The organism is Psychrobacter sp. DAB_AL62B (genome assembly GCF_028895345.1).
GTDB lineage: Bacteria > Pseudomonadota > Gammaproteobacteria > Pseudomonadales > Moraxellaceae > Psychrobacter.
The window spans coordinates 212,684-224,257 of sequence record NZ_SAXC01000004.1 but is presented as its reverse complement, the minus strand read 5'-3'; the positions used below and the strand labels follow the sequence as shown (position 1 = coordinate 224,257).

The following is an 11,574-nucleotide window of genomic DNA, read 5'->3' as shown; positions in this document are numbered from 1 at the left end:
AATAGCACGATGGCCCCACCTGATCCCTTCCCGAACTCAGAAGTGAAACATCGTCGCGCCAATGGTAGTGTGGGTCCGCCCATGTGAGAGTAGGTCATCGTCAGCTCTCTATTCCTGAATATCCCCCCTCTGCGAAAGCAGAGGGGGGTTTTCTTTGTGCGTCTTATTTTTTATTAATTATTAACGTTATTATTAGCTGATTTCCTTTCTAGATTCACGTTGTTGACACGTGTTATTAGTGCTAGATTTGAAGGATAATAGATTGTTAGTTTATTACGGGGTGCCTATACATTTATGAATTTATTTGATCCTATTGTAGCTGAAGATAAGCAACACAAGAACTTTGCTTCGATAATAAAATTATCTAAAGAAGCCGATCGTATCGAGCTTATACGTTGGTGTAATGGTTTCCCTGACCGTGACAACAAGTTTGTTAAAGAGTTTCAAGCAACTTTTAATTCAAGTTTTTGGGAAATATATCTTTATGCTCTGTTTAAAGAGCTAAATTTTAAGATGGACTGGTCTTATCCATCTCCTGATTTTTTACTTGAATACCAAACTAATAGAGTTATAGTTGAAGCAACTATAGCAGCAAATGCTTTGGGAAAAACTCCTGAGTGGGAAAGAGAGATATTAGAGGAAAATATAACCCGATTTAAAAAGATGAATATTGAGTCAATTATTCGTCTTTCAAATTCTATTGCTTCTAAACATCAAAAATATAAAAAAACATACTCGAAACTAAGTCATGTAAACTCAAACCCGTTTGTATTAGCTGTTGCTCCATTTGAACAACCAAACTTTAACTTACAGCTGGATATACCAATCATGACTCTTTTATATGATTATTATATAGATGAAGATGCATATAATGATAATCCTCATTTGTACCCTAATGGACCACCAAAGGTAAGTCTTGGTTCAGTAGAAAAAGATAACGGTTCAAAAGTTAAGTTGGGCTTATTTGAGGATGCAAGTCATTCTGATATTAGCGCTATAATTCTAAGTACTACGGCTACTTGGGGCAAGGTGGAAGCTATGTCAAGTGAAGCTCACCACCGCCATATTTCTACTGTTTGGTGGTCAGAGGAAGAGTGTAAACCAATTTTAAAATCATCTACAACAAATAGTTATTCTGAAAATATCAAAGATGGGCTTTACGTTTTTCATAATCCTTTTGCTAAAAATCCAATTGAAAGTGATATGTTTAGACATGAAGGAGTTACTCAAGTATTTATCAATCCTACGAACAAGCGAATTACTAAAGAAGTGAATGGTTTATTCCTTTTACATAGGCAAACTATTAATATATTAAGAAGTTAAATAACGTGTTTAAATGCAGCTAAAGTTATAGGGCGGGTCTTTCTTATTCTCACATTTTTGATAGTGATTCTATCCTTTTTGATTCAGAATTATACTTTTTAAATTAATAATTAATTATTAATATGGAAAAAACTAGGAAGTTTTAGGAGATACTGCGTACGGTCCTATATTAAAAGGCTGATGCTATTTATAGCTTTTTTATTTAGTGAAAAACTTCCTTTTTTGAGATGATGCTATGCTTAGAAATGTGATTAGCTTAATTAATTGTATTTGCTTAGCTTGAATTAAAGAGTCATAGGATAACAGAATCTAATGGAAAGACTAACAAAAGACCAAATTCAAGAGTTACCCATATATGAAGGTATTTCTCTAGAAAACATAGTCGTTGTGACTAAGGAAGAAGATGCTATTAACGTAATAGCAGAATTGAAAAAATACACTTGCTTAGGTTTTGATACAGAAAGTAAGCCTTGTTTCAAAAAAGAAGATGTAAGTGATGGACCACATCTTATACAGATAGCAACGAAATCTAAAGTATTTTTGTTCCCTACGAAATTTTATAGAAATTTCTCTAATATAGAAGAAGTATTATCAGATCCAAAAATAAAAAAAGTAGGGTTTGGGTTAAAAGAAGATAAAAAGCTACTTTTGAGAAATTTTGGGATTAAGTTAGTAAACTCGGAAGACCTCTCCTCAAAAGTTATGCGCTTTGTACAGGCTAAACAAAGAGTGGGGGCTAGAGCTGCTGTTGCAATTTTCTTTAATCAAAGGCTTTCCAAAAACGCACAGAAATCAAATTGGTCAATATTTCCTCTAAAAGATCATCAGAAGAAGTATGCTGCTAATGATGCTCATTCAGCTTTATTAATTGAACTTGAAATAGAGAAATCCAGTCGAGTAATAGCACAGTGATAAGTCATTTAAGAAAATCAAAAATTCAAGTTCTAACTAGCTAACTATTTCAAAAGGTACTAATCTAACAACAACCATCAAAGAGAAAGCTATGACAACCTCAAAAGTAACTTATCAAGGCGACCTACGCACTACCGCTATCCACCTGCAATCAAACAATGAGATCATTACTGATGCACCAGTTGATAATCAAGGTAAAGGCGAGGCGTTTTCACCGACTGATTTATTGGCGACCAGTTTAGCCAGTTGTATGCTAACGATTATCGGTATTAAAGCTCGTGATATGGATATCGATATTGCAGGTACTACCGCCGAAGTGACCAAAGTGATGTCAGCTGATCCAAGACGGGTTAGCGAAGTACATGTTGCTATTACTTTTAGTCAAGATTTAGATGACAAGACGCAAAAAATATTCTATAACACGGCGCTAACGTGCCCTGTCGCTAAAAGTATCCATCCTGATATTATTCAAAAAGTGACTATTAATTCCAAGAACTACTAATCCCAAGAACTACTAATTCCAAAAACTAGTAACCTCTATAATGGTAATTAACATGGCTACCAAAACCTTGCTTATCGTTGCGCATACGCCTTCGCCTAATACCAAAAAATTAGCACAAGCTGCTTATGACGGTGCTAGTCATCCTGATATTGATATCAATGTCATTCTTAAAACACCGCAGGATACCCAGCCTGAAGATGTGCTAGCAGCAGATGCATTATTATTGGGCACGACCGAAAATCTAGCCTATATGGCAGGTCTGACTAAAGACTTTTTTGATCGCTGCTACTATCCAGTGTTGGAAAAGAAGCAAGGCATGCCCTTTGCATTATATATTCGTGCTGGACAGGATGGTACGGGTACCAAACGTGCTATGCAGACAATCACTACTGGGCTGCGTTGGTCGTGGATTCAAGAGGCGCTGATTTTACAGGGAGATTGGCAAGAAGCATTTACTGAGCAAGTCGAAGAACTAGCGATGACCCTTGCTGCTGGATTAGAGGCTGGGATTTACTAAATGAGTATATATTCATCTACTGCACTACCATTTTCTCAAGCTTGTGAGAACAATAAACAGCCGATTTTGGAAGTTTTACAAAAAGAATTGAAAGACTCTTTGCATGTGTTAGAAGTTGGCTCAGGAACTGGTCAGCATAGTGTATATTTCGCATCGAGATTAGCACATTTAAAATGGCAGACGAGTGATGTGTTAGCGCATCATGCCACTATCAATGCTTGGCATACTGCTTATCCCGCGCCTAATTTATATAAACCGCTGGCTTTTGATTTGGCAGTCGATCCATTACCGATTAGTCCTGCTAGCAATCAGCCCTACGATACAGTCTTTACCGCCAATACCTTGCATATTATTTCGTGGTCTTTGGTTACCAAGTTATTTGAATTGGTCAGCGATGTATTACCTGCAAATGGTAAGTTAATCGTCTATGGGCCGTTTAATGAAAATGGGCATTATACCAGCGCGGGTAATCAGCAGTTTGATATCAGTCTCAGGCAACGCGACCCAAAGAGTGGTATTCGTCATTTAGAAGACATCATTGCTTTGGCAAAGACACATCATCTAAGACTAACTAAGAAGTATGCGATGCCCGCTAATAACCAGCTATTGGTTTTTCAAAAATTCTAGCTTACTGACGCTTTGGAACAAAAAAGACCTCTCAATCAAGATCTTATAACGATCGATTGAGAGGTCTTTTTGTGTAGAGTGGCTTATGTTGTTTACAGACAGTCAAATTATTTATAGGCTTCTGCTAAAAAATCCAAATAACGTTTCCAAGAACGCTCATCAGCGCGAGCATCATATCTATCGCTGCCGAATACGCTAAAGGCATGTGGCGCACCACTATAGGTGATCATTTCATGCGGTACTTTTGCCGCTTCTAAAGTCTTAGCTAAAGTGGTAAAGCTTTCAAGGGAGACGGATTCATCCGCAGAGCCATGAAAGACCAAGATCTCGCCAGTCGTCTTATCATAACTCTGACCTGTTGGAGTATCAAAGGCACCATGAAAGGGTACAAACGCTTTTTGCGGGAATCCTGAGCGCGCTAGCTCTAAAGCAACCGTACCGCCAAAACAATAGCCCATCGTCACGCCCGTGCGTGCATCATTGCCTTGCGCTTGACCGGCGTTCAATGCGCCTTGTAGCAAGCGGCGCATTTTGCTGCGATCGTCATATAATGCTGCGGTTAAGCGTTTATTGTCTTCAATAGTCGTCGGGCGGATGCCTTGCCCAAACATATCAGCCGCCAACACGTTATACCCTTCACTTGCCAACATATCAGCACGCTTACGCTCATAATCGGTTAGCCCATCCCAATCATGAATCAGTAAGATAAATGGTGCATTTGCCTTATCGGCTTTGGCGTAATAGCCCTCATAGGGTTGATTATCTACCATATAAGTGACATTTTTAGTCGTAATAGCCGCCGCCGTTTGGCTGAACATTAATGCCATCAAGCCTAATGACGTTCCAAGCAATAAAGAGTGATGCAAATTTTTAGGGGCGTAAATAGAAGTAGGTAGCATAGCGAGCCTCATGGTTTAAAGTAAGGAACATAAATACTCAGCTAAAAACATTGCCCGTGCTATTTCTCAGTAATGTACAAAGCCTCATAAAATCATACCTTAAAGAATAACTACATTACAACCGTCTATTGTTAATATAGTCGATTCAATTTAAAAATAATACAGTGCTGCTGGGATAAATTTTTCGAAGCCTCTGGAGTGCGAAGCGCACAGCAAGCGAGAAAAATTTATCCCAGCATAATGCTATTTTTAACGTACCTCTTTTATATTGAACTGACTATATTTTCATCGCTTAAGACTGCTTTATACCTTATCTTGTAAACTTAACGCTTAACCAAATATCAACACGCTTAACCATATATGTGACATACCTGCTGAGGTTTTTGAGTAATATAATTGATGTGCTTGTTATAGTTTTCTCATTTTTTAATCATTAGCCGTGCTGAAACACAGAAAATTAAACGACATTTGAAGTCATTATCATCTCTAAGGATATAAAAACTGTGTCAGCGCTTATTTAATGGTCTATTTATAGCCCATTTTCACTCATTCGCTAGGATATTTTATGAATAAGAATATTGATCATACTGACCCCGCCAAAGATATGAACACCACACGTGGCAATGGTGGTGAAACCCATCAACGTGCCGGTGACGACACCAAAGTTCTGACTACTCAGCAGGGTGTAGCCATTTCTGACAATCAAAACTCACTCAAAGCAGGTCCGCGCGGACCGACGCTACTTGAAGATTTTGTGTTACGTGAAAAAATCCATCACTTTGACCATGAGCGTATTCCAGAGCGTATCGTTCATGCACGTGGTAGCGCCGCGCACGGTTATTTTGAGTTGACTGAATCACTCGAAGAGTATACTACGGCAAAGATTTTGACTGAAACTGGCAAACAAACGCCACTATTTACCCGTTTTTCGACTGTAGCTGGTAGTCAAGGCTCAAAAGATACGCCACGTGATGTCCGTGGCTTCTCAGTTAAAATTTATACCGAAGAGGGCAACTGGGATTTGGTGGGTAATGATATGCCCATTTTCTTTATCCAAGATGCGATGAAGTTTCCCGATCTTGTCCATGCTGTCAAACCTGAGCCTGATCGCGGTTTTCCGCAAGCCGCTTCTGCCCATGATACCTTTTGGGATTTCGTTTCATTAAGCCCTGAAACCATGCATAACGTCATTTGGTTGATGAGTGATCGTGGGATACCGCGTAGCTTGCGTATGATTGAAGGTTTTGGTATTCATAGTTATCGTCTGATTAATAAAGAAGGTAAGAGTACCTTTATGCGTTTCCATTGGAAACCAGTGCTCGGTGTGCAGTCGACGACATGGGATGAAGCGGTGAAAATCTCTGGTGCCGATCCTGATTATCATCGTCGTGATTTGTTCGAATCTATTAATAACGGTGATTTCCCTGAATGGGGATTTGGCGTGCAGTTGTTTACTGAAGAAGAAGCCAGTAAATTTCCGTTTGACCATTTAGACGCCACTAAGATGATTCCAGAAGAGATGGTACCGGTTAAAATCGTCGGTAAGATGGTGCTAAACCGTTATCCTGATAACTTCTTTGCCGAAACCGAGCAAGTGGCCTTCTGCCCATCACATGTACCGCCTGGTATCGATTTTAGTAATGATCCGTTATTACAAGGTCGCCTGTTCAGTTATTTAGATACGCAGCTATCTCGCTTAGGATCGCCAAACTTTGCGCAAATCCCAATCAACGCACCGAAATGTCCGTTTGCTAACAATCAGCAAGATGGTCATATGCAGATGCAAGTGCCAAAGACTCGTGCATTGTATGAACCACAAAGTTTGGATCCAACGAGACCACGTGAGAGCGCCAAAAGAGGCTTTGAATCGTTCCATGAGCAGTTAGACGATGGGGTCAAAGGTCGCGTACGCGCTGAAAGCTTCGCTGACCACTATAGTCAGCCGCGTATGTTCTATCGTAGCCAAACGACCATTGAACAAGCACACATTGCTTCAGCGTATGCGTTTGAGCTTGGTAAAGTAGATACTGCGCATGTACGTACTCGTACACTCAGTCATCTGCGCAATATTGATGAAGACTTGGCCAGTCGTGTTGCTAAAGCACTTGGTATGGAATTGCCTGAGTCTGCTGATGCGGCCGCACCTGTCCAAGATATGGAAGTTTCTCCTGCCGTAAGAACGATTGGTCTGTCACCTAAGAGCTTAAAGGGTCGCATGATTGGGATTTTAGTGGCGGAAGGCTCAAAGCATAGTGAAATAGAAAAGTATGAGAATGCGGCGCAAGCGGAAGGTGCTAGCGTGAAGATTGTCGCACCAGGCCGTGAGGTCACACTTGATGACGGCACTCGTATTCAGTCTGCTGAGCGCGTCGCTGGTGCACCATCAGTGATGTTCGATGCCGTTGTGAGTATCATTATGCCAGACCAAGCTAAAAAGCTGGCTAAAGACAGCTCAACGCTAGATTGGTTCACTGACGCTTATGTGCATTGCAAAGCGATTGCCTATTGCGGTGCAACCGATGAGTTTATCTTAAGTAAGTTACCGATTGAAAAAGATGAATTCGTCACGCCATTATCTGATTTGGATGCTTTTATTGATAATGCTAAATCGCGTCTATGGGAGCGTGAGCCAAAGGTTCGTGACTTAGCCTAGTTTTTTGGCTTAGTTTTTCTGGCCTAGTTTTTTTAGCCTAATTTGTTTTTAGCTTAGCTGTTTTAATAAAGTTAGGTTTACGCATTACTTAGCCTATGAAAACGGTAAAGCTTAAATGAATGGTTAAACAAAGAACTCAGTATACGTACTGGGTTCTTTTTTTTATAAGCATAGGTTTTTATAAGAGTGGATTTTTGATAAGAATAGACCTGTAGGCTTATCATAAAGGCGATAGGAATCGAATGAACTATAGTCACAAGCGTTCACTCAAAGTCATTTTTTTTAAAGTAACGCGCGTTACAATGAGGCGTTATCTTTAATCATCATTGATTGAATGATAACGCATAAAAAAGCACCATAATAATGATTAAAGTAGGTCAAGGAAGATAAATGAGTTTATGTAATATCGTACGGTTAGATGGGTATATTCAAAGTAGCTATCTTGCAGTATATCCAGATAAAATCCTGCTACTTGATGGCTGTTGTCGCCCTGATGTAGCGACGGTGCTGGACTATATTAAACACACTCTGAAGCGACCAATAAGCGACTTAAAAGTAGTCATGGTAACCCACATGCATCCCGACCATGCAGGTGGCGCGCATAAACTTAGAGAAGAAACCGGCTGCTTAATTGTTTCTGCGGATAAGGACAAGCAATGGTATAGCGGAGTAGGTGGTCACGTCATGCATCTGGTGGATATTGGTCTGGCTCACTATGTAGCGAGGCGGCAAGGTCGCTCACCTAAATATCTCTGGTACTCAGCGCACTTGCAGCCTGACCTGACGGTCATCGATGGTGACAGCATTCCTAAGTTTGATGATTGGCAGGTATTAGAGACGCCAGGGCATACAGACCGTGATTTGTCGCTGTTTCATACGCCAAGCCGTCAAGTTTATACCGCTGATTTAATTATTAAACTGCGCCATAAATTTGTGGCACCATTTCCTATTTATGATCCTAAGGTTTATATTCAGTCGCTACAAAAGGTAAAAGATTTGCAGCCAAGCAATGTCTTGATGGCACACGGTTGCGAGTTGGATATTGATGCGGCGACTTTTGATATGCTAATTGCTCAAGCACCTAAACATCGCCGGACGATTAAAGACACGATTAAGCATAAATTGCTTTGGCGTCAAGATAAAAGCTTTCCTCTTAGTAAACGCAAACGCTAGACTATTTATAGTATGAATTTCTCTCGCTTCTGCGCACTTTGTAAGACAGAGGCGGCGAACAATTAATACCAATAGCGCTGTAACCTTTTAAAAGCCGATCAGCTATATATAAATAACTTAGAGAAAAACGAATAAAAAAAAGCCCAATCATTAAATGACTGGGCTTTTCTAAATATGGTGGGCCGACCGCGACTCGAACGCGGGACCAATTGATTAAAAGTCAACTGCTCTACCAACTGAGCTATCGGCCCTGAAGAGTGTATAAAAAGCACTGCTTTTTTAACTCTGCAAGAGAATTTACAAGTTCGTAAATTCTGTGAAATTTTCTAAAAGAAAACTTCTTAAACTTTTTAACTTACGACGCCAATACCTGATAGGGTAAAGTGCATGATAAGAATAATACTAAAGATGGTGGGCCGACCGCGACTCGAACGCGGGACCAATTGATTAAAAGTCAACTGCTCTACCAACTGAGCTATCGGCCCTGAGAAGCGTTAAAAAATTGTATTACAATTTTAGCTTCGCAAGATAAATTTCCTTAAAGGGAAATTTATTAAAACTAGACATTTAAAAAATGTCTGTAAGCTTGGTTTCTTTATCTATCGAAGTATCAATATCAAAAGAGGCAACAAACTTGTTTTCCCGTTTAGATTATTTGTATCTCTAAACGTGAGAGCACATTATATATATAATTAAGACAATTACAACCCCGAATTATCAAAAAAGTGAAAATCTTACGTAATAAGTGGTAATTTTTTAAATTTAGCTATTATTTAGGTTTTGAGCTACTTGGTTTTGAGCTATTTATTGTCATGATTGATTTTTGATTTTGAAATTGGTGTTTTGAATCTAGTTCTCAGAACCTTATGCTCATAATCTGGTGCTCATAATATTTCTAATCTCTAGATAGGGCTTCTACAGGGTCAAGCTTGGCCGCATTACGGGCCGGTAAAAAGCCGAACACAACACCGATAAGCGTCGAGCAGACAAAAGCGGCAATAATAGAGGTTGGTGAGTAGATGACTTTAAAGCTATCTCCGCCCACACTGTTAATCAGCTCACCGATGGCAAATGCCATCCCAATACCCAGTAAACCCCCTAAAATACAGACCAAAACGGCTTCGATAAGGAACTGCTGCATGATATCGCTTTGACGAGCACCGACTGCCATACGTACGCCAATCTCATTGGTGCGCTCGGTCACTGATACCAGCATGATATTCATAACACCAATACCGCCTACGACTAAAGAGATAATGGCAATGGATGAAATCAGTAATGTTAGCGCAGTGGTGGTAGATTCAATGGTTTGACGAATAGAGTCGGAATTACGTATACGAAAATCATCAGTACCATGGCGGCTTTGCATGAGTTCCGAGATGGCAGATTCAGCGGCAGAGGATGAGATATTGTTATCAATCAGCGCCACGAAGCTTTCGATATAAGCGCTGCCTATAAGACGTGACATCATGGTGGTATAAGGCATATATAAGGTGGGAGAGTCCTGCCCACTACTAAAGCCACTGTCATTGGGTTCTAATACCGCGATGATGCGCCCCGGCACGCTGCCTATGAGCAACACTTCACCGATGGGATTGGCGTTGTCAGGGAAAAAGGTCTGCTTGGCATTGTCATCAATGATAATGTCTTGGCTACGGCGTAGGACGCTTTGCTCATCGAAGCCTTGTCCTTGGCTTAGCGTCTCGCCGGTCACGTCGAGATAGTCTTTACCCACACCTCTAACGCTTGCCGCTTCTTGTATATTACGGTAGCGCACATTGGTGTTGGTATTGATTTGCGGGCTGACGCTAATGACATAGGGCTGATCGGCGACGGCTTGTGCATCTTGCGGGGTTAGATTGTCATCGTTATATTGACGTCTAGGGTCGCCATAGGGGTAGCCGTCAGTGACAGTGATGGTGTTAGTACCCAATGAGCTAATATTAGACAGAATCTGCGCTTGTGAGCCTTTGCCAAGGCCGACCACTGAGACCACTGAGGCGATACCAATGATAATACCTAACATGGTCAATAACGTACGCATCTTATGCGCGCGCATGGCGAGTAGCGACATTTTGAACGCTTCAAATAGGCGGTCAATAAAGCTGCTAAAGGCACTCTTGCGACGTTTGTCTAAAATAGGCGCCGGTTGGGCGGCTATTTGCTGATAATCTTCGTTTTTATAGTCCGCTATAATGTAGCCGTCTTTGATTTCAATCACGCGTTCAGCTTGTTCGGCTAGATGGGGATCATGAGTCACCATGATAATGGTATGACCTTGGGCGTTTAACTCCTTTAAGATTTGTACGACATCTTCACCTGATTTACTATCAAGCGCACCTGTCGGCTCATCCGCTAAGATGATATCGCCGCCATTCATCAATGCCCTTGCAATAGAGACACGCTGTTGCTGGCCACCCGATAGCTGGCTTGGGCGATTATTAACCTTGTCAGCCAACCCTAAGTCTGACAGCAGTTTTTCAGCGCGCTCATTGCGCGCTTGCCCGTCCATCCCTGCGTAAACTGCAGGCACAGAAACATTGTCACGAGCGCTAATATCACCCAGCAGATGATAACGCTGAAAAATAAAGCCAAAATGCTCACGGCGTAGTTTTGCCAGCTCGTCGGCTTCCAAGCGACTAACCGATTGACCAAATACTTGATAGTCGCCTGCAGTCGCTTGATCTAAGCAACCTAAGATATTCATCAAGGTTGATTTGCCTGAGCCAGATTGCCCGATAATAGCAACCATTTCACCTTGATGAATGGTTAAGTTGATATCATCTAGCACGCGAATAGTTTGCTCGCCTGCCTTGAACTCTTTAATAAGTCCTTTGACTTGCATCAAGGGTATAGCCGTCGCGGTGTTAGAGGTGGGGTCTTGGTTGCTCATCTGCCATGCTGCCTATATCAATCAATATCAACGTTCATCGTCCGCTAGTGAACGCTCGAGGTGTTGCGCCTGATC

Annotated in this window: 9 protein-coding genes, 2 tRNA genes and 1 rRNA gene; 8 read left to right on the top strand and 4 right to left on the bottom strand. The window is 41.1% G+C overall.

All coding sequences use genetic code 11. The features are described 5' to 3' along the window. The 6 genes from rrf to EPB74_RS08135 form a co-directional block, all read left to right on the top strand. Nucleotides 1–106, top strand: a 5S ribosomal RNA gene (gene rrf / locus EPB74_RS08160); the annotation flags it as partial. 188 nt (nucleotides 107–294) lie between these two features. Then, entirely contained in the window at nucleotides 295–1,323 is a 1,029-nt protein-coding gene (locus tag EPB74_RS08155) for a hypothetical protein (protein ID WP_274903763.1), read from the top strand. 312 nt (nucleotides 1,324–1,635) lie between these two features. Beyond that, nucleotides 1,636–2,235 carry a 3'-5' exonuclease gene (locus EPB74_RS08150; RefSeq protein ID WP_274903762.1) on the top strand — a complete coding sequence of 200 codons (600 nt, stop codon included), beginning with the start codon at nucleotides 1,636–1,638 and terminating at the stop codon, nucleotides 2,233–2,235. 91 nt (nucleotides 2,236–2,326) lie between these two features. Then, entirely contained in the window at nucleotides 2,327–2,737 is a 411-nt protein-coding gene (locus tag EPB74_RS08145; RefSeq protein ID WP_274903761.1) for an OsmC family protein, read from the top strand. A 52-nt stretch (nucleotides 2,738–2,789) separates the two neighbouring features. Beyond that, nucleotides 2,790–3,254 (top strand): flavodoxin family protein, encoded by a 465-nt coding sequence (locus EPB74_RS08140; RefSeq protein WP_274903760.1) that lies wholly within the window; start codon nucleotides 2,790–2,792, stop codon nucleotides 3,252–3,254. Then, complete coding sequence (locus EPB74_RS08135; protein ID WP_274903759.1) at nucleotides 3,255–3,881, top strand: DUF938 domain-containing protein; 627 nt, start codon at nucleotides 3,255–3,257, stop codon at nucleotides 3,879–3,881. It begins immediately after the preceding gene. Nucleotides 3,882–3,988: 107 nt separating this feature from the next. Here EPB74_RS08135 and EPB74_RS08130 read toward each other — a convergent pair whose 3' ends face one another. Further along, nucleotides 3,989–4,780, bottom strand: a complete 792-nt coding sequence (locus tag EPB74_RS08130; protein WP_274903758.1) for a dienelactone hydrolase family protein — start codon at nucleotides 4,778–4,780, stop codon at nucleotides 3,989–3,991. A 565-nt stretch (nucleotides 4,781–5,345) separates the two neighbouring features. Between EPB74_RS08130 and EPB74_RS08125 the strand changes: the two genes are divergently transcribed. Next, nucleotides 5,346–7,433: a catalase gene (locus EPB74_RS08125; protein WP_274903757.1), complete on the top strand. Its 2,088-nt coding sequence runs from the start codon at nucleotides 5,346–5,348 to the stop codon at nucleotides 7,431–7,433. Between the two features lie 390 nt (nucleotides 7,434–7,823). Beyond that, nucleotides 7,824–8,606 carry an MBL fold metallo-hydrolase gene (locus EPB74_RS08120; protein WP_274903756.1) on the top strand — a complete coding sequence of 261 codons (783 nt, stop codon included), beginning with the start codon at nucleotides 7,824–7,826 and terminating at the stop codon, nucleotides 8,604–8,606. Nucleotides 8,607–8,781: 175 nt separating this feature from the next. Here the strand turns inward: EPB74_RS08120 and EPB74_RS08115 are convergent. From EPB74_RS08115 to EPB74_RS08105, 3 genes are all read right to left on the bottom strand, one after another. After that, a tRNA-Lys gene (locus EPB74_RS08115) sits at nucleotides 8,782–8,857 on the bottom strand. Between the two features lie 158 nt (nucleotides 8,858–9,015). After that, nucleotides 9,016–9,091 (bottom strand) — tRNA-Lys (locus EPB74_RS08110). 410 nt (nucleotides 9,092–9,501) lie between these two features. After that, nucleotides 9,502–11,499 carry a MacB family efflux pump subunit gene (locus EPB74_RS08105; protein WP_274903755.1) on the bottom strand — a complete coding sequence of 666 codons (1,998 nt, stop codon included), beginning with the start codon at nucleotides 11,497–11,499 and terminating at the stop codon, nucleotides 9,502–9,504. Nucleotides 11,500–11,574: the final 75 nt, after the last annotated feature.